Here is a 17,294-nt window from a genome sequence, read left to right as displayed (position 1 = left end):
CCCGCGCCCCGGAGCTTGTCCGGGCCGGGGCGTTGGTGTTTCCAGGGGACATGCACATGCACCTGCGCGCCGCGATCTTCGACCTGGATGGGACGCTGTTGGACTCGCTGCACGACATTGGCGCGGCGATGAACCACGCGCTCGAAAGCCAGGGCCTGCCCGTCCACCCGTTGGCCGCCTACCGCCACTTCGTGGGTGAGGGTGTCCAGGTGCTGGTGTCCCGCGCCGTCCCCGTGGACCGGGCGGAACTGCACGCTCCGGTGCTGGCCACCTACCGTGCCTTCTACGCCGAGCACATGAGGGATCACACCCGGCCCTTCCCCGGCATCCCCGAGGTGCTCGCCCGGTTGGCGGACGAGGGAGTGAAGCTGGCGGTGTTGAGCAACAAGCCCGATGCGGCCACCCGGCGTCTGGTGGCGGAGCTGCTGCCGGACGTGCGCTTCGGCGCCGTCTACGGCGAGCGTGCCGGGGTGCCTCGCAAGCCGGACCCCACGGCGGCGCTCGGCATCGCGGCCGAGCTGGGCGTGGAGCCCGGGGACTGCGCCTTCATCGGGGACACGGGGGTGGACATGGAGACCGCGCGCGCCGCCGGCATGTATGGCGTGGGTGTCACCTGGGGCTTCCGCGTCGTGGAGGAGCTCCAGACGCATGGGGCCCGGGTGCTCGCCCGGACGGCGGACGAGCTGCTCCAGGCCCTCGTCGGCGCTCGCCGCTCCGTTACACGACCTTGACGGGGAAGCTCCTCGCCTTCTCCTTGTCCTCGGCGCGGCTGTGCGCGGTGGCCGCCGCGATGAAGTGGCACACCCAACCGAGCAGGCCGCCGGAGCCCAGCCAGAAGCCCGGCGTGATGATGAGCCAGAAGAGACCCCGGAGGATGTCTCCGTTGTAGATCTGACCCAATCCGGGGATGAAGAACGACAGCACGGCGGCAATTCCAGGGCGGGACATGTGTTCGACCTCCTTGCCCCTCCCTACGAGGCTGGCGCCAGGCCATTGCATCCTTGGAACAAGGGTGGAATTCACGGCGTTCATCTGTCGGGTGGGCGGACAGGCGGGCAGGGAGAGCGTTTTCCGCGCGCGCGGGGCGGGATAGCATGACGCGTCCGTGCCGCTGGCGGGTCAGTGGGTACTCGGGGGGAACCACCATTCAGTCGCATCCACAGCACCTCGACCGTTCTTCCGGGTATGACCCCAGGGGTCTCGCCGAGATGCTCGTGTTGGCGGTCGTGTATTTCGTCACGGCCTGCCTGGGTCTGACGCAGGCGACCATCAGCGTGGTGAGCCCGGTGTGGCCCGCCACGGGGGTGTCGCTGGCGGGCCTCTATCTCCTCGGGATGTCGCGCTGGCCGGCCGTCTTCGTGGCGGCTATTGCCGCCAACATGGGGTTCGGCGGCCTGCCGTTGACGGCCGCGCTGGCCATTGGCCTTGGCAACACACTGGAGGCGGTGCTGGGGGTGCTGCTGCTGAGGCGCCTCGGTTTTTCTCCCACGCTGGCTCGCACCCAGGACGTGCTGGCGTTCACCACCGCGGCGGCCACGTGTACGTTGGCCAGCGTCCTGATGGGGATGTTGGGCCTCGTGCTGTCCGGACAGCCCCTCTCGGGTGGATTCGTCCTCACGGCCTGGGTGTGGTGGCTGGGCAACGGCATGGGCGCGCTGGTGGTGGGGCCGGCGGTGCTGCTGCTGTCCCGGCGGCACCCGGAGCCGCGCTGGCGTGAGGCGCTGGTGCTGACGGTGCTCATCCTCGCGGTGGGCCTGTGGTCGTTCAGTGGATGCCGCCAGGGGCCTCCGGTGTCCTACGCGCAGGTGTTCCTCCTCTTTCCCCTGGTCGTCTGGGCGGCGTTGCGCTTCGGGTCTCACGGTGCGGCGCTCTCCACCCTCCTCATCGCGGCGGTGTCCATCTGGGGCACCATCGCGGGCCATGGCCCGTTCATCTCGACGACCCACGGGCCGGCGGTGGACCTGCTGGAGCTGCAGCTCTTCCTGGCCGCCGTCGCCTTCACCGGCCTGCTGCTGGCGGCGACGCGCGCCGAGCGGGGCACCGCCAACGCACAGCTGGAGTTGCTGGCCACCGCCGTGCGTGGCGTGCGCGAGGGCGTGCTCATCTGCGAGGTGCGTCCGGGCGAGGAGGCGAGTCTGGTGTTCGCCAACGAGTCCTTCCAGGAGATGGTGGGTTGGCGGTACGAGGAGCTGGTGGGGCGCACGCCCTGGCAGCTGTGTGGGACCGGGATGGAGCCGGAGGCGGTGCAGGGGATGGAGAAGGCGCTGCGCGAGGGGGGCTTCTTCCGGGGCGAGGTGGTGCTGGCGCACAAGGACGGCTCGCGGGTGTACAGCGAGATGCAGCTGTCCCCGGTGCGCGACGCGAGGGGCCGGGTGGCGCACTTCGTGGCCACCCACCGGGATGTCACCACGCAGAAGCAGCTCCAGGCGAAGCTGGTGTCCGCCGAGCGCATCGCCGCGGTGGGCACGCTGGCCGCGGGCGTGGGGCACGAAATCAACAACCCGCTCGCCTACCTGGTGCTGAACCTCGAGGGCGCGGAGCAGGGCCTGAAGCGGGGGCCGGAGGGCCTGGCCGAGGCCCGGGCCCGGTTGGAGTGTGCCCGCGAGGGCGCGGAGCGCATCCGCGTCATCGTGCGCGATTTGAAGGTGTTCAGCCGACAGGCAGGGGAGGAGCGCGCCATGCTGGACGTCAACGAAGTGGTGGTCCCCGCGCTGCGAATGGCGGCCCACGCGGTGCGCCCGCGTGCCCGCCTGGTGGAGGATTTCGGCCATCCGCCCCGGGTGATGGGCAGCGAGGCGCGGCTCGGGCAGGTGATGCTCAACCTGCTCGTCAACGCGCTGCAGGCCATCCCCGAGGGGAATCCGGAGAAACACGAGGTGCGCGTGCGCACCGGCAGCGACGCCGCGGGCCGTGCCCTGGTGGAAGTGTCGGACACGGGCTGTGGCATGTCCCCCACCGTACAGGCGCGGATCTTCGACCCGTTCTTCACCACCAAGTCGTCCGGAGAGGGCACCGGGTTGGGGCTCGCCATCTGCCAGCAGATCGTCCAGGCCCACGGCGGCGAGCTGCGGGTGCGCAGCGAGGAGGGCAAGGGCTCCGTCTTCACCGTGCTCCTGCCCGCCGCCGAGCAGGAGTTCGTTCCGGCTCCCGTGTCCGTGGCGCCCACCCCCGAGCCCGCGCACCCTCCGCGCCGGCGCATCCTCATCATCGACGACGAGCCACGCCTGGCGCAGTCCATGCGCATGCTCATCGAGCCCTCACACGACGTGTTCGTCACCACGCGCGGCGCCGAGGCCCTGGCGTGGGTGGGCGAGGGCCAGCGCTTCGATCTGGTGCTGTGTGATTTGCAGATGCCGGGGACGACGGGGATGGACGTCTACTCGCACCTGCGCGCGCACGTGCCGGAGATGGCCGAGCGGCTCGTCTTCATCTCCGGAGGGGCCTACACCCAGGCCACGCGCGACTTCGTCCGCTCGGTGCGCAACCGGATATTGGAGAAGCCGGTGCGGCCCGACGAGCTGCTGGCCACCATCGACGAGGCGCTGGCCGAAACCGCGGCCTGAGGCGCCCCGGAGGTCCGCCTCAGACGCGCAGCCACTTGCGGGCGGTGGGTCCGAAGAAGCGCATCACGCCCGACACCGCGAAGAAGCGCACCGAGCGCCCCAGCACCGCCGCCAGGAAGAAGCGGTCCAGCGGCACGCCCACCATGCCGCTGCCGATGGCCACCACCTTGAACGGGGTGGGCAGCACGGAGCACAGCAGCGCGAGCGCCCAGAAGTTCTGCCCCAGCAGCTCGCCCAGCGTCGCGTCGATGCCGAAGCGCTGGATGCGCATGTTCAGGTCGATGTGCAGGAAGCTGACGGCGCCCTGGCGGAGCAGGTCTCCCAGGTAGTACCCGATGAAGCCGCCGAAGATGCTGGCCACCGTGCCCAGCAGTGCATAGCGGAACCACTTCTTCGGCTGCGCGAGCACCATGGGCACGAGCAGCGCGAAGGGTGGAATCGGGAACACCGAGCCGTCCACCACGGACACCAGGAGCATCGCGGCCACGGCATGCTTCGTGGAGGAGAGCGCTTCCACGCGCAGGTAGAGCCGGCGGTACCAGGAAAGCTTGGCCGGAGGAGCGGCCACGGGCATGGGGTCGGTCATTTCGGGCGCGCACCCTAGCGGAATGGGGGGACTTTACCAGCCTCGAGTCCCCGGGCCTACGTCTGCCTGGCGGCTGGGGATGCGCCACGTTCACCCGATCGCTATTACCGGGTTACGGTGCTTCCCTCCATGACGACGGCTCTCGAACGTATCGAGCGTACAACCCAGGCGCTCAAGGTCTTCCCGCTGCCCTCCGCGGTCCTCTTCCCGCATGCGGCCCTGCCCCTGCACATCTTCGAACCGCGCTACCGCGCCCTGGTGCGCGACGCGCTGGCCGGGGACAAGGTGATGGCGCTCGCCCAGCTGGAGCCCGGGTGGGAGGGCCAGTACGGTGAGCGGCCGCCCATGCTGCCGATGATGTGCGCCGGGCTCATCATCTGGCACGAGGAGCTGCCGGACGGGCGCTACAACATCCTCTTGCAGGGCGTGGCGCGCGCCCGCCTCCTCGCCGAGCTGCCCTCCGAGAAGCTGTACCGCGAGACGCGCGTGCAGCTGCTGCCGGACCCCGTCTACCAGGGGCCCGAGGAGGAGCGGTTGCGGCAGGCCGTCTTCGAGCTGGCGGGACGTGTGCCGGCCTCCTTCGCGGAGAACCTCCTGCCGGTGGTGGCCCGCACCCAGGGGGGCGCCCTGGCGGACGTGGTGGCCGCCGCCGTCATCCCCGAGCCGGAGCGGCGCCAGGAGCTGCTGTGCGAGCTGGACGTGCGCGCGCGGCTCGAGGCGGTGCTGGACGACGTGGGCGAGCTCATCGCCCGCCTCAGTCCGGTGAAGCCCGTCGGACCCTTGAATTAATCTCGGTGGCGTTCACATCGCAGCCCTGTTGAATTCCATGCGCGCCGCCCCCCAGGGGGCGTCTGCCCGCGCCTCATACCCGGAGGAACACCTTTCATGCGGCTCGTGAAGATTGGGCTCGCCAGCGTCAACACCACCGTGGGCGCCTTCGCCCGGAACGTGGACAAGGCGCTCGACGTAGCGCGCCGGATGGCCGCCGACGAGGTCACCGTGGGCGTCTTCCAGGAGCAGCTCATCGGCGGCTATCCCCCCGAGGATCTGGTGCAGTGGCAGGGCTTCGTCGACCACCAGTGGCCCCAGCTCGAGCGCTTCGCTCGCGAGACGGCCTCGCTGCCCACCCTGTTCCTCCTGGGCGTGGCGGTGAATCACCAGGGCCTGCGCTACAACTGCGCCGCGCTCGTGGCCGGGGGGAGGATCCTCGGCCTGGTGCCCAAGGAGAAGCTGCCCACCTACAACATCTTCTACGAGGGGCGTACCTTCTCCCGCGGCGCCCCCGGCATGCGCGAGGAGTTCCGGGGCATCCCCTTCGGCGACTACCTCTTCCGCTTCGACTTCGGCCTCATCGCCCCCGAGGTATGTGAGGACATCTGGAGCGCGGATGTCCCCATGCGCCGGCGCACCTACTCGGGCGCGGAGCTGGTGGTGAACCTGTCCGCCTCGCCCTTCCGCGTGGGCCACGGGGACACCCGGCGCGAGGTGCTCGCCACCCGCGCGTCGGACCACCAGTGCACCATCGCCTACTCCAACGCGCTGGGGAGCAACGACGGCATCATCTTCGACGGAGGTGGCTTCATCTACCAGAACGGCAAGCCCGTGCTGGAGGAGCCGCGCTTCCAGGAGGGCTTCGCCGCGGCCGTGGTGGACCTGGACCGGACCCTGCGCCTGCGCGCGGAGAACACCACCTGGCGCAGCGACCGTGAGTCGTGGCTGCGCGAGGGCGGCGAGCTGGTGCCCACCATCGAGTGCTCGAGCGCCTTCACCAGCCGGCGCGAGAAGCTGCGCTATCCGGTGCCCGCGCACCGCAGCTTCTTCCTCCCGGGTCCCGACACGCGCCGCTCGCCCCGGGAGGCGTTGTGCGAGGACATCCTCGACGCGCTCTCGCTGGGGGTCGGCGACTACTTCGAGAAGAATCGCGCCTTCAAGGTCATCGGCATCGCGCTGTCCGGTGGGCGCGACTCGCTGCTGACCCTGCTCATCGCCCATCGCTACGCGAAGCGCGTACGGCCGGACAACCCGGGCAGCCTGCTGCGCGCCTTCTACATGCCCAGCCGCTACTCCAGCGACGCCACCCGCGACGCCGCGGAGACCATCGCCCGGGACCTGGGCGTGCCCTTCCAGGTGGTCCCCATCGAGGAGGCCTTCGAGCGCGAGCTGGCCATCGCGCGCACCATGCTCGCGGGTGGCGAGGTGACGCCCATCACCGAGCAGAACGTCCAGGCCCGCCTGCGCGCCCAGCGCATGTGGAACTGGTCCAACTCCAGCGGTGGCCTCTTCCTGCAGACGGGCAACATGAGCGAGCGCGCCGTGGGCTACACCACCACGGGTGGAGATCTCATGGGCGCGCTGGCCGTCATCGCCAACGTGCCCAAGACGGTCGTCATGTACCTGCTGGACTACCTGCTGGAGAAGACGGGTTACGAGGGCATCCGCAAGGTGCTGGCCAAGCCGGCCGGGCCGGAGCTGGCGCACAACCAGGTGGGCGAGGAGGAGCTGATGCCCTTCCCCATCCTGGATGCCTGCTTCTACCTGTTCGCCGGCGAGAAGATGGTGCCCGCGGAGATGCTCATCGCGCTGGAGGCCATGTTCCCCGAGGTGGAGCGCGCGCGGCTGCAAGGCTACGTGGAGAAGTTCACCCGGCTCTTCCTCCAGTCCATCTACAAGTGGGTGCAGGCTCCGCTGTCGCTGCACATCGGCAACCTGGACCTGGACCGCGAGCGCGCGTTGCAGCTCCCCGTCGTGACGAGTAGCGACTGGACACGCGGGTGACTCGTTGGTGGTGCGCGGTACTCAGCGTGCCGCGCACTGCCTGGCGAACCCGACTGCTTCGGATCAACCCCGCCCACGATTCCTCCAACATCTTGGATGCGCGGCGAGCGGCCTCCTCGAACAGGGGTTGCGCTTCGTCTGGTGCGTCCCGAACGGTATCTGAGGAAATGTGCCAGCTCGATGAGGGCCGAGGCCTCCTCTCCGGAGACTTCGACCGCATCGCGGAGGACACGCTCGCTCTCGGCGAAGTGTGCTTGTGCGTGGGTGCCTTCCGGGGATTCGCTGCGCACTTCCTGGCTGCGCACTCCTTGCTGCGTCCAAGCGCTGCCGCAACTCCCGTGATGTCATGTGCATGGTCATCACGGACTCCCTAATCTGTGTCATGCCGCGTGCCCGCGCCATCCGCCCTCGCCCGGCTGGGTGCTTCCCGAGCGGGGTCCCGGCACATGTGAGGGTTTGAGCCGTGCCTTGCCGGATGTTCTCCCGGTAACGAAGTTTCCGTCAGTCACCTGACGGAGGGTACGGATGAAAGTGAAAATTCTGGCGGGCCTCGTGACGGCGCTCATCTACGGCGGGGCTGCGATGGCTCAGGATGTGGACGAATCGAACCTCGGTAGCGAGCAGCAATCGCCGGACAACATCGGCGGCTCCGGTCAGGATGACGCCGTCATCCTCGACCAACAGGATGTCGCGCCCGTACCCGGCTCGGGCCTCCAGGACCAGGGCGTGGGTGGCTCCGGTGATCAGGGCCTCTCGGGCGATGTGAACCAGGATGCCTTCGGCGGCTCGGGCCAGGCGGGCCAGAGCCAGGGCCTGCAGCAGGCCAGACCCGGCATCCCCATGCAGGGCCAGGGCGGTGTGACGCTCTACTGCACTCCGGTGAACCAGCAGTCCACGGGCGGGAGCGGGCTGAGCCACGGCGACCAGCAGTCCTCCCTGCAGCGCGACTACGACGTGGGCGTGGGCGGTGTCGACGTCGCCCCCGTTCCGGATGATCAGGCCTTCGGTGGTTCCGGCTACGACGCGCAGCCGCAGGATCAGGGGCAGGATAAGGGCGACATGCGCGGCCTGTCCGTGTTCATCGGCGGCGGCGTGGAGGGCTACACCGGCGGGTTGGCTCCGGAGATCAACCCCGGCGCGACCGCGGGCGTGACGGCGGCCCTGCGGCCCAGCAAGGTGTTCGGCCTCGAGCTCGGCTACAGCGGCGCGGTGAACAACCTGGACGCGGACGTGGGCGGCACCGGCCCGGACATCGTGCGCAACGGCGCCGTGGCCAACCTCACCCTCGGCCTCACCGCGGCCCCCATCCAGCCCTACGTGCTCGGTGGCTTCGGCATGAACTGGTACAACATCCGCAACGGCGAGGCGCTCGGCTTCAGCGACGACACCAACTCGCGCGTCCCGGTGGGCGTGGGTCTGCGCACGCACATCGGTGACTTCACCGCCGACGCGCGCGTCAACTACAACTTCCTCATCGCCGACGACTTCGCGGCGGGTGTGGACCAGGGTGATGCCATCACCGGTAGCTACAACGGCACCATCAACCTCGGCGGTACCTTCTGAGTGGTGCGTGTGATGGCGGTATGACAGTCCAGCGGCGCGGTGCCTCGATGAGTGGGCACCGCGCCGCGTTTTTCCTTTCGAGAGGGCAGCGCGCACGGGGCTGGCGCGTTAAGGTGACGGCTTTCACGGGAGACGGTTCATGAGCTTGAAGGTGGAAGACCTGAAGGTGGGGACGGGCGCCGAGGCGACTCCGGGGAAGACGGTGACGGTGCACTACGTGGGCACGCTCACCAACGGTTCGAAGTTCGACAGCAGCCGTGACCGCAACGAGGGCTTCACCTTCCCGCTCGGCGCGGGCCGCGTCATCAAGGGCTGGGACCAGGGCGTGGCGGGCATGAAGGTTGGCGGCGTGCGCAAGCTCACCATCCCGCCGGAGCTGGGCTACGGCCCGGGTGGCTTTCCGCCCGTGATTCCCCCCAACTCCACGCTCGTCTTCGAAGTGGAACTGCTGGCGGTTCGTTAGGAGGCCCCCATGGCCACGATGGAAATCGGCAAGGAGAACTTCGAGTCCACGGTGTCCAAGCAGGGCATCGTGATGCTCGACTGGTGGGCGGCGTGGTGCGGCCCATGCCGGGCCTTCGCGCCCGTCTACGAGAAGGCTTCCGAGAAGCACGCGGACATCACCTTCGGGAAGATCGACACGGACGCGCAGCCGGAGCTCTCCGGCATGTTCCAGATCCGCTCCATCCCCACGCTGATGATCTTCCGTGACGGCATCATGCTCTTCGAGCAGGCCGGGGCGCTGCCGGCGCCGGTGTTGGAGGAGCTCATCGGCAAGGTGCGCGCGCTCGACATGGACGAGGTGCGCCGGGAGATCGAGAAGCGCAAGAAGGAGCAGGAGCCGCAGGCCTGATGATGGTTCCGAACGCCATTCTCTTCGACATGGATGGCGTCCTCGTGCGCAGCGAGGAGGCCTGGCTGAGGGTATTGGAAGACGCGGGACGGCGCTTCCGGGGCAGTCCGGTGACGCGCGAGGAGTTCGCGCCCACCTTCGGGCAGGGCACGGCCGAGGACGTGCGCGTCTTCGGCCTGCGCTGCACCCCCGCCGAGCTCGATGCCTTCTACGTGGAGCACCTGCCGCGCCACGCGGGCGAGGTGTGGGTGAATCCGGACGCGCGTGAGCTGCTGGAGGCCCTGGCCTCGCGTGGCGTGCGGCGCGCGGTGGTGACCAACTCGGTCTCCGCCCTGGCCCGGACGCTGCTCGGGGCCGCGCGCCTGCTCGACTACTTCGAGGTGCTGGCGTGCTCGGACCTGGTGGCGAACGCGAAGCCGGCACCGGACCTGGTGCATTACGCGCTCGGCCGGTTGGGTGTGGCGCCGGGTGCTGCCCTCATGGTGGGCGACTCGCGTTTCGACCGGGGCGCGGCCGGGGCCGCGGGCGTGCGCTTCGTCGGGTTGGGACTGGACGGGGACGCGCGCATCGAGCGGCTGGGCGAGCTCTTGCGCTTCGCGGATGCACGCATCCCGGGTTGAACCGGTGGTGGCGCTTCCCCTGGCGCTTGATGCCGCTCACACTGTAGGTGCCCGGCGGAAAGTCCGGAGGCCGCTCCGGACGTTTTCCGGGGAGGAGGAGCGGAGATGGGGAAGGGGAAGAAGCCAGCGACCTACGAGGACATCGAGGTGCTGCCAGTAGGGTGGGTGGGGGAGATCATCGCCGACGAACTGGTGGCCTCTCCGAGACCCGCGATGGGCCATGCCCGGGTGACGTCGGTGCTCGGTACGGAGTTGGGGGGTCCCTTCGACCTGGGAAGAGGAGGCCCCGGCGGTTGGTGGCTCTTCGACGAACCGGAGATACACCTCGGTCGCGATGTGCTGGTTCCGGACCTCGCCGGCTGGCGCCGGGAGCGTCTGCCGAGGCCGCCCGCGCCCGACGAGCCCTTCATGACCGTGGCACCGGATTGGCTGTGCGAGGTGCTCTCTCCGTCCACCGTGGCCACGGATCGCGGACGCAAGTTGCCCCTCTATCATCGCGAGGGGGTGGGCCACGTGTGGCTCGTGGATCCGCTCGCGCGCACCCTGGAGGTGCTCCGGCGCGAGGCCCAGGGCTGGTTGCTCGTTGCGACGTACACGGGGGACGAGGCGGTGCGCGTCGAGCCCTTCGACGCGGTGGAGCTCGGGCTGGGGTTGCTCTGGCTCCCAGAGGCCCGGTCCGAGCCTTGAGCGAGGACGGTGGCTCGCCCTGAGTCCAGCCGGGCGGTGAACATTCGAGCCGCTCCGCGTTTCAAGCGGAGCCTTTCTGGGGCAGGCTCGGGGCATGGAGTTGGAACGGGTCCGGTCCTGGTGGCGGGGCGAGACGTCGCAGCCGCTGCGTCCCCTGGTGGAGTGGCTGGGCCGCTGTCCGCTGCTGCTCGTGCTCCAGGCGCTGCCGGTGTCCATCGTCTGGGGCGCGTTCGAGGCGCTGGGGCTGCCGAGTCTCTTCTTCCATGACGTGCCGCGGGTGACGTTCGTCGCGGCCTTCATGGCGGCGATGCTGCTGGGGCAGTTGTGCTTCATCGGCTACCTGTTGGACGCGGACGAGCCGTGGGCGCTGGCGCCCCGGCGGGGCAAGCCGGGTGGGGTGCCGCCCACCATCCGTTGGTACCTCTTCCGCACCGGCACCTATCCGGCCTGGCTGGTGCTGCTGAGCATCCCGAGCCTCATCGACCGGCACTTCGCCTTCCTCTTCGGCGTGCTGGCCGCGGTGGGGGTGATGTTGTTGCTCACGCGCGGCGCCGAGTGGCTGCAGCGCTGGTACGAGTCGGACCGGCGGCGCCACCGGTGGATGCGGCTCGTCGAGGTGTTGCTCTTCAGCCGGCGCGCGACGCACATCATGGTGCTGCACGTGTTGCAGGCCGGGCTGCTGGCCCTCTTCGTGTTGGGCTACCTGCTGGTGGCCGCGCACGTGGCCTTCACGGGCAACCACGGGTGGGTGTCCCCGGCCGTGGTCATCTGCACGGCGATCGGGCTGTGTGGAGCCGTCTACGGGGCCGTCCGTTTCTTCTTTCCGTTGCACCACATGGGCGCGCTCATCGTCGGGGGCGTCCTGATCGTGTTCGTCGGGCGTGGGTGCTCGGACGTGTCCTTCTATGACGAGCTGTCCCTGCCCCAGCCTCCCGCGTACGCGAGCGCGAGCCTTGCGTCTCCGCGAGACGCGGGGCTGCTGGCGGATGACGCGGTGCTGGACGCGTGGCTGGCACGGATGCGGACGGAGCCTCCTCCGGGCGTGGCGTGGTCCACTCGAGGGGAGACGCAGCAGATGTCGGGGCGGACGGCGATGCGCTGCGAGCCGGGGCCGAAACCGCGGTTGGCGCTGGTGGCCACGAGCGGCGGAGGCATCCGCGCGGCGGCCTGGACGGCGCACGTGCTCTCCAAACTCCAGGGCCCCGACGGCGTGCCGGGCTTCCACCGCTACGTGCGCCTCGTCACCGGAGCCTCGGGCGGCATGGTGGGGGCGGGCGCGTGGGTGGCGGGGCTCCAGCGACAAGGCCTGTCGGACCCGGTGGCGCTCACGGAGATGATGCAACGCGACAGCCTCTCGTCGGCGGCCATCGCGCTGCTGCTGCCCTTCGGCGACAACCGGGGTCGCTCACTGGAGCAGGCCTGGGTGAATCACACGGGCGGCCTGCTGGGGCGCTCCTTCCAGGAGTTGCGCGCGGGCGAGGCGGAGGGCTGGCTGCCCTCGCTGGTGTACTCGCCGATGCTGGTGGAGGACGGGCGGCGGCTGCTGGTGAGCAACCTGGACCTGTCGGCGCTGACGGCCTCCGAGGCGAGCACGTTGGTGGTGGAGCGCAACGGCGACGAGCCCCACGAGGGCCAGCGCGCCCTGCTGTCCCTGTCCGGGGTGCAGCTCTTCCAACTCTTTCCGAACAAGCAACCGGTGTTCTCGGTGGCGGCGGCGGCGCGGATGAGCGCGTCGTTCCCCTATGTGAGCCCGGCGAGCGCGCTGCCCACGTCGCCGCGCGTGCGGGTGGTGGACGCGGGCTACTACGACAACTACGGGGTGGACCTGGCGGTGCTGTGGCTCCACACGCATCGCGAGTGGGTGCGCGAGTGCACCTCGGGCGTGGTGCTCATCCAGATTCGCGACCACCTGGGCAACGGCCGTCGCACGAAGTTGCAGGCGGCCGGAGCGGGCGAGCTGCTGGGCGGACTGACGTCGCCGGTGGAGGCGGTGCTACGGGCGCGCGAGTCCAGCATGTCCTTCCGCAACGACGAGCTGCTGAGCCTGGTGCAGGACGAGCTGAACGGGGGTGAGCCGTGCTTCTTCACCACCGCCATCTTCGAATTCAGCGAGTCGGCGCCGTTGAGCTGGGCGCTGACGACACACGACACGGCCCGCTTGGAGCGCGCGGCGAGCAGCCCCGCCCTGCAGTCGCGGGTGGACGCCGTCCGCGAGTGGCTCACCGCGGACCCCGAGGCCCGGGAGCGGGCCAGCGCGCTCGGCCTGTGTCCTGGCGGGCGCGCGCTGATGCCGTGAGCCGGAGCGCGCTCCGGCCCTCGCCTCACACGCCGGGGATGATGGGCCTCAGCGCCGCGGCGAACTCCTCCTCACCCTCGTAGACGGGGTGGCGCACCCACGTCCTCGCCTCCACGCCACCCCGGAGCAGCTGCGTGCCGCTCTCGGGCTCGAACGTCCACTCGGGCACGTCTCCCACCAGGTAGTCCACTCCCCACGGCGAGGCACACTCCTCCCAGTCCTGCTGGGGAAGGTTTCCCCACGGGTAGCGCCGTCCATCCGTTCCCCGGGCCGCCATCTCCCACTCGTCCGCCGTCGGGAGGCGGATGTGCGCTTCCTCGACGTGAGAGAATTCCGCACAGAGCCGCTCGGCCTCTTTGTAGGAACCGAGCCACACCTGCTCGTGGTCAAGCACGACACGGGTGGGTAGCGGATTACCCACCCATTTGGCCAGGGGACGGTCCACGGGGACCTGGGCCACGAAGAAGCCCGGGGAGGAGGCCTGACGGGCGGGGCTGGCGCCCAGCCAGTGCTTGACGGGGGCCACCCAGCGCAGCGGCAGCCCCGAGCGGCGCAGGTAGAAGCGACCCTCCTGCTCCACCACTCCCGGAGGCAGCCGCGTCGGCCGCTCCGCGGGCTCCAGCGGCGTGGTGAGGGCGTGGAGCAGCATCGACGCCGCGTCCGTCACCTCCAACTCTCCGGCCAGCAGGCGCCACAGTGGCTTGAGCGGATCCCTCCCCGGCACACTATCACCTGGGTAACGACGCTCCTGGAGGTATCGAATGACCCCTTGCCAGAGCTGCTCCAGGAAACGGCGCTCCCGGGGATCGTCGACCTCCTGGAGCAGGGTGGGCATGTCGGAGCCCTGGAGGGCCGGCAGCACCTCGCGGGCGCGCAGCTTCGCGGTCGCCAGCACCGCCGTCATGCGTACTTCCAGGTCGGAGTCGCGCAGGGCGGCGCGCAGCACCTCGTCGATGCGGGGGTTGGAGCCCGGCTCGCGCATGAGCCAGCGCAGCGCCTGGCGCCGCTCCTCGAGGCTCGACAGACCCCGGGCCAGCACCGTGTTCTCCTCGGTGGAGCCGGACGCCTCGGAGGCGGGGAGCGGGTGCGGCCAGACCCCGAGCGCCTGCGTGCCCGCCGTGCCCTTGCCCACCAGCGACTGCACCCGCAGGGTGTACGGGCCGATGACCAGCTCATCCTCGAACTTCAGCACCACGGGATGGGCCACGGGCTTGCCGTTGAGCCAGGTTCCGTTCTTCGAGCCTTCATCCAGCACGATGGCTGCTCCTTCGATGGCGACCAGCCGGCAATGGGTGCGCGACACGCTTCCGCTGTCGAGGACCAGGTCGTTGGTGGGATCCCTCCCGATGGCGATCTCTCGCGATGCCAGGGTCCCCGTCTTGGTGGTGCGTTCTCCGATGAGCCCGACAGTGATGTTGAACACGCGTGCTCCTGGGGTTGGAGGGCCGGTTCATCCGGCTGCTGGCCCGATTTCCAAGCAGGACGCGTGCCAGCGGAGTCCCCCCAGGAACGGTCCCGATCCTCCAGGCATTTCGGAGCGCGCGGCGGGCCTCTTACCACCCGGCCACCGGCGGAAGCCTGTCAAAACTGCTATCAATCGTGACAGCAGAACTGAAGGTGGGGACGCGGATGACGACCGGGGACGAGGAGTCGGGCGGGACGGGGGAAAAGGGTCGGCTGTCCACTCCGGGCCGGCCTTCGCGCAGCAGGACTCAACAGTCCGTACCGGCGAGCAGCCCACCGGCCGGGGACCGGGCCTCCGACACGCGAGGCGAGCGCTCGAGGCCGGAGCCACAGGCACGAGAGTACCGCGAGCCCAAGGCCCTGCGGGTGCAACGCGAGGGCATCGAGGAGTTGACCGTGCGGCTCTACCCGGATCGCTCCTATGTCTTCGGGAGGGCGCCCGAGTGCACGGTCGTCTTCCCCCACGACGCGGTGTCCCGGCAGCACGGGCGGCTCGCGTTCCGCGAGGACCACCGCTGGGTGTACCGGGATCTCAACTCGAGGAACGGCAGCTACCTGGGGCGCGAGGAGGAGCAGGGCGTGTTGGATCCCCGCCTGCACTTCCAGCGGTTGGGGCCCTCGTGCGACCAGGTGCTCGAGGTGGGCGACGTGGTGCTGCTCGGCAATGGCAAGAGCCGGGTCACCCTGCTGGCGGAGGTGCCTCCGGGGCAGGTGGTTGGCCCTCGCGCGAAACGGGAGGACTCTCCCGCCACCGTGCAGCTCGAGCGCTCCATCGAACGCTGTGCCCGCCACCACCTGCCGGTGTTCCTGCGCGGTGACTCCGGCACGGGGAAGACCTTCATCGCGAGGGAGATCCACAACCGTAGCGGGCTCGAGGGCAACTTCGTCATCCTCAATTGCGGGCGGCTGCCGCAGGATCCGGCCGCGCTCCAGAGCGAGCTGCTCGGGCACGTGAAGGGCGCGTACACGGGAGCGTCCATCGCGCGGGTGGGCAAGCTCTACAGCGCCAACGGGGGCACGCTCTTCCTGGACGAGGTGGAGTTCCTGCCCCGGCTCGCGCAGGACTTCCTCGTCGACGTGCTGGAGGGCTCGGGCAGCCTGGCTCCCTTGGGGGCGCCGGCGGACTTCCGCGAGCCGCCGCCGCGCTTCCGGCTCATCTCCGCATCCAAGGCGCCGCTGCGGCAGACGGACTTGAGGCAGGACCTCGCGCAGCGGCTCGCGGCGGGAGACTTCATCATCCTCCCCACGCTCGAGGAGCGGCGCGAGGACATCCCGAACCTGGTGGAGACCTTCCTGCATCGCCTCAAGGTCGAGCAGCAGTACGACGCCGAGCTCACGCGCGAGGCCATCGCGTTCCTGCGAGGGGCGAGCTGGCCGGGGCAGATCCGCGAGCTGGAGTCGACGGTGAGGACGGTGGTGGCTCGCGAGGTGGCCCACCAGGAACTGGAGGGCATCGAGCGCCAGCGCACCCTCGTCACGTTGGAGGCGGTGAAGTCCTATCTGGAGCAGCGGGAGCTGGGATTCGGAGGCACCACCTCCGCGCCCGTGAAGCGGACGACCCAGCCCTCCGTGGAGTCGGTCGCGGTCGTGCGCAAGCGTCCCGGGGACCTGACCGAGCAGGACATCCGCGGCGCACTCGACAAGCACCAGGGCAACAAGACCCGCGCGGCCCTGGAGCTGGGCATCGCGCTCAACACGCTCAAGGCCCGGATGAAGGCGCTCGGCATCGAGTGAGCCGCTACCGCGCCACCACCTCATCCCTCCCCGCCTGCTTCGCCTGCACGCACGCCGCCTCCGCCGCGTCCAGCAGGTTGCCGTAGGGCTCGCCCGCGCGCAACCCCGCGACTCCCACCGAGACCGTGAGGTGGAAGTCGCCTGCTTCCGAGTGGAAGCGCCTCTGCGCGAGCCGGCGGCGCAGCCCCTGCGCCAGCCGCGCTCCCATGTCCGGCGTCACCGCGTAGAGGCTCACCGCGAAGGCGTCCCCCTCCATGCGGCCAATGGGCCCACGCCCATCCAGCTCCGCCGCGAGCTCGTCCACCAACCCGCTCAGCGCCGCGTCCATCGCCTCGCGTCCGCGCGCGTCGTTGCCCTCCTGGGTTTCATCCGCGTCCACCCAGAGCACCGTCAGCGGCATCCGCGCCAGGTGCGCGTCCGACACCGCCTTGGCCAGGAGCGATTCGAAGTAGCTGCGCAGGTACGCCCCTGTCAGCGGGCAGACTTGTGGGGCGTGTTCGCTCATCGTTCGTGGAGGAGGGGGCTCCTCAGCTCGCCTTGCGCGAGGCCGCCTTCGTCTTCGCGTGCGCCTTGTCGAAGCCCTCGTAGAAGCGCACCGCGTGGTCTCCCACCTTCTGGATGTGCTGATTGTTGAGGTACGCCGTCACCGGCGCCGACACCAGTGGCATCGCCCGCCCCAACGTCTGCAGGCCACCCTTCGTCAGCAGCACCTCCGCCACCTTCCCCAGCACCCTTGGACTCGAGCGCTGCACCGGCCCCACTCCCGTCGTGTAACCGTACAGGTCCAACAGCTCGTTGCGCGACCGCTCGCTCTTCAGGCTCACCTTGTAGAGCGTGGCCAGGTCCACCAGCAGCGTGAGCTGCAGCCACGCCATCACCGTCAGGTCCGCCGGCAGTCCGAGCAGCCCGAAGGCCCCACTGATGCCCCCCACCATGCTCGCCACGTGCTTCTTCTCGTCGATGAGCCGCTGGGCCCGCTCGCGTACCCCCGCCGACGGATAGCGCTGCTCCAGCTCCAACACCCGCTTGCGCGCGCGCGGCACCTCCTGCTGCACCAGGTCCGACAGCTTCGTGTCCGCCAGCTTCTTCAGCTCCGCCGGGGTGAACTTCTTCACCGTGTCGGCGATGGGGTCATAGAACGCCATGCGTCTCT

At 69.7% G+C, this 17,294-nt stretch carries 16 protein-coding genes; 11 read left to right on the top strand and 5 right to left on the bottom strand.

Going from position 1 to position 17,294, the window contains the following annotated elements; translation table 11 throughout:
* Window positions 1-56: 56 nt before the first annotated feature.
* Complete coding sequence (locus JQX13_RS08670; RefSeq protein ID WP_203408574.1) at window positions 57-731, top strand: HAD family hydrolase; 675 nt, start codon at window positions 57-59, stop codon at window positions 729-731.
* On the opposite strand, the gene JQX13_RS08665 is transcribed toward JQX13_RS08670, so the two are convergent.
* Window positions 718-948, bottom strand: coding sequence for a hypothetical protein (locus tag JQX13_RS08665; RefSeq protein ID WP_203408573.1), 231 nt, complete (start codon window positions 946-948; stop codon window positions 718-720). The two genes, JQX13_RS08670 and JQX13_RS08665, sit on opposite strands and share 14 nt — an antisense overlap.
* Before the next feature lie 260 nt (window positions 949-1,208).
* On the opposite strand from JQX13_RS08665, the gene JQX13_RS08660 reads away from it, so the two are divergent.
* Entirely contained in the window at window positions 1,209-3,563 is a 2,355-nt protein-coding gene (locus tag JQX13_RS08660) for an MASE1 domain-containing protein (protein WP_239014622.1), read from the top strand.
* A 19-nt stretch (window positions 3,564-3,582) separates the two neighbouring features.
* Here JQX13_RS08660 and JQX13_RS08655 read toward each other — a convergent pair whose 3' ends face one another.
* Window positions 3,583-4,149: a YqaA family protein gene (locus tag JQX13_RS08655; protein ID WP_203408571.1), complete on the bottom strand. Its 567-nt coding sequence runs from the start codon at window positions 4,147-4,149 to the stop codon at window positions 3,583-3,585.
* A 129-nt stretch (window positions 4,150-4,278) separates the two neighbouring features.
* On the opposite strand from JQX13_RS08655, the gene JQX13_RS08650 reads away from it, so the two are divergent.
* From JQX13_RS08650 to JQX13_RS08615, 8 genes are all read left to right on the top strand, one after another.
* Window positions 4,279-4,938 (top strand): LON peptidase substrate-binding domain-containing protein, encoded by a 660-nt coding sequence (locus JQX13_RS08650; RefSeq protein WP_203408570.1) that lies wholly within the window; start codon window positions 4,279-4,281, stop codon window positions 4,936-4,938.
* A gap of 96 nt (window positions 4,939-5,034) precedes the next feature.
* On the top strand, window positions 5,035-6,924 hold the full coding sequence (nadE, locus tag JQX13_RS08645) for an NAD(+) synthase (RefSeq protein ID WP_203408569.1): 1,890 nt from the start codon (window positions 5,035-5,037) through the stop codon (window positions 6,922-6,924).
* 525 nt (window positions 6,925-7,449) lie between these two features.
* Window positions 7,450-8,487, top strand: coding sequence for a hypothetical protein (locus JQX13_RS08640; protein ID WP_203408568.1), 1,038 nt, complete (start codon window positions 7,450-7,452; stop codon window positions 8,485-8,487).
* Between the two features lie 139 nt (window positions 8,488-8,626).
* Complete coding sequence (locus tag JQX13_RS08635; protein WP_203408567.1) at window positions 8,627-8,950, top strand: FKBP-type peptidyl-prolyl cis-trans isomerase; 324 nt, start codon at window positions 8,627-8,629, stop codon at window positions 8,948-8,950.
* Window positions 8,951-8,959: 9 nt separating this feature from the next.
* Window positions 8,960-9,340, top strand: a complete 381-nt coding sequence (gene trxA / locus JQX13_RS08630) for a thioredoxin (RefSeq protein WP_203408566.1) — start codon at window positions 8,960-8,962, stop codon at window positions 9,338-9,340.
* Window positions 9,340-9,960, top strand: coding sequence for an HAD family hydrolase (locus tag JQX13_RS08625; protein ID WP_239014621.1), 621 nt, complete (start codon window positions 9,340-9,342; stop codon window positions 9,958-9,960). Before trxA ends, JQX13_RS08625 begins: the two co-directional genes overlap by 1 nt.
* 105 nt (window positions 9,961-10,065) lie before the next feature.
* The gene (locus JQX13_RS08620; RefSeq protein WP_203408565.1) at window positions 10,066-10,647 is read left to right on the top strand and encodes a Uma2 family endonuclease; all 582 of its coding nucleotides are present in this window, start codon (window positions 10,066-10,068) and stop codon (window positions 10,645-10,647) included.
* Between the two features lie 94 nt (window positions 10,648-10,741).
* The gene (locus tag JQX13_RS08615) at window positions 10,742-12,943 is read left to right on the top strand and encodes a patatin-like phospholipase family protein (protein ID WP_203408564.1); all 2,202 of its coding nucleotides are present in this window, start codon (window positions 10,742-10,744) and stop codon (window positions 12,941-12,943) included.
* A gap of 25 nt (window positions 12,944-12,968) precedes the next feature.
* Here JQX13_RS08615 and JQX13_RS08610 read toward each other — a convergent pair whose 3' ends face one another.
* On the bottom strand, window positions 12,969-14,366 hold the full coding sequence (locus tag JQX13_RS08610) for an FHA domain-containing protein (RefSeq protein ID WP_203408563.1): 1,398 nt from the start codon (window positions 14,364-14,366) through the stop codon (window positions 12,969-12,971).
* A gap of 206 nt (window positions 14,367-14,572) precedes the next feature.
* Here JQX13_RS08610 and JQX13_RS08605 point away from each other — a divergent pair, with 206 nt between their 5' ends.
* Entirely contained in the window at window positions 14,573-16,141 is a 1,569-nt protein-coding gene (locus JQX13_RS08605; RefSeq protein WP_203408562.1) for a sigma-54-dependent Fis family transcriptional regulator, read from the top strand.
* 4 nt (window positions 16,142-16,145) lie between these two features.
* Here JQX13_RS08605 and JQX13_RS08600 read toward each other — a convergent pair whose 3' ends face one another.
* Entirely contained in the window at window positions 16,146-16,646 is a 501-nt protein-coding gene (locus JQX13_RS08600) for a GGDEF domain-containing protein (RefSeq protein WP_203408561.1), read from the bottom strand.
* A 22-nt stretch (window positions 16,647-16,668) separates the two neighbouring features.
* Complete coding sequence (locus JQX13_RS08595; protein WP_203408560.1) at window positions 16,669-17,286, bottom strand: EcsC family protein; 618 nt, start codon at window positions 17,284-17,286, stop codon at window positions 16,669-16,671.
* Window positions 17,287-17,294 lie beyond the last annotated feature (8 nt).

The sequence above is a fragment of the Archangium violaceum genome, from assembly GCF_016859125.1.
Classification (GTDB): Bacteria; Myxococcota; Myxococcia; order Myxococcales; family Myxococcaceae; genus Archangium; species Archangium violaceum_A.
This window is presented reverse-complemented; position numbering and strand designations above follow the sequence as displayed.